The organism is Blautia intestinihominis (genome assembly GCF_040096655.1).
In the GTDB taxonomy this organism is placed as follows: domain Bacteria; phylum Bacillota; class Clostridia; order Lachnospirales; family Lachnospiraceae; genus Blautia_A; species Blautia_A intestinihominis.
Map to the genome: position 1 here is coordinate 1 of NZ_JBBMEI010000181.1, position 1,219 is coordinate 1,219.

A 1,219-nucleotide genomic window follows, 5' to 3' on the forward strand; every position below is an offset into this window, starting at 1 on the left:
GCAGATTCTGTTACCAAAACAGCTACGGAAGGCACAAAAGAGTTTTATACCATTTCAACTAAGAGTGGTAAGATTTTCTATCTGATCATCGACAATTCAAAATCTCAGGATAATGTGTATTTCCTTACCGAAGTTAGTGAAAAAGATCTGATGAACTTTACACTTTCTGATTCGGTGATACTTCCGGAAGTAGATACGGTTTATGCAGAACCAGAGAAAAAAGCAGAGGAAGAAAAGCCGGAAACGACAGAGTCAGATGAGAAAGATAAGGTAGAGGATGATATTCAGATGCCTGAAGATAAAAGTCCATTTGGAACGTATCTTTTGATTGCACTGGTTGCAGTCGGAGCTGCGGCAGGAGGATATTACTTCAAAGTCTATAAACCAAAGCATGAATATGATGACGAGGATGAGATGGAAGAGGATGAAGATGAATCCGAAGATTCAGAGTCTGAAAAGCGGGAAGTAGACGATGCAGATGAGCAGGAAGAAAGTACAGAACCGGAAATCCTGAGAGATGAAGATTTTGACGATAATGTGCTGGAAGATGAAGAAGAGGAGGAAGGGCGATGATTGAGTGCGGAATAAGAAATATCAGATTATATACGCTGATCCGCCTTGGCAGTATAACAGGAAGGCGGGGCAGGGAATTGCCGCAGACCATTACCCGACCATGAGTTTGCAGGAAATCTGTGATCTTCCAGTTGGAAAATTAGCGGATAAAGATTGTGTTTTATTTCTCTGGGTCACTTTTCCACAGCTGAGAGAAGGATTAAGTGTGATTCAAGCATGGGGATTTCAATACAAGACAGTAGCGTTCGTGTGGGTAAAGAAGAATAAAAAGGCAGATACTTTGTTTCTTGGTCTGGGACACTGGACAAGGAGCAATGCTGAAATTTGTTTGCTTGCAACGAAAGGGTCTGTTCATAGGAAATCAGCATATGTTCGACAGATTATTTTATCACACATTGAAAGACACAGTAAAAAACCAGATGTGGCAAGAGATAGAATTGTTGAGCTTATTGGTGATGTACCGAGAATAGAATTATTTGCACGACAGACAACACCTGGGTGGGATGTCTGGGGAAATGAAATACAGTCAGATATAGAAATGAAAAGTGAGGAAGAAATAGAATGAAAGCATTAGTGATTGCAGAAAAGCCATCGGTTGCGATGGCACTGGCTTCCGTGCTTGGAGCCAGAACAAGAAAAGATGGCT

General features: G+C 41.3%; 2 protein-coding genes. Both read left to right on the forward strand.

The genetic code is table 11. The features are described 5' to 3' along the window. A partial coding sequence (locus tag WMO75_RS19555) for a CD1107 family mobile element protein (protein WP_349078852.1) occupies window positions 1-573 on the forward strand: 573 nt, incomplete at its 5' end. A 4-nt stretch (window positions 574-577) separates the two neighbouring features. Beyond that, complete coding sequence (locus tag WMO75_RS19560) at window positions 578-1,138, forward strand: MT-A70 family methyltransferase (RefSeq protein ID WP_118576006.1); 561 nt, start codon at window positions 578-580, stop codon at window positions 1,136-1,138. Window positions 1,139-1,219 lie beyond the last annotated feature (81 nt).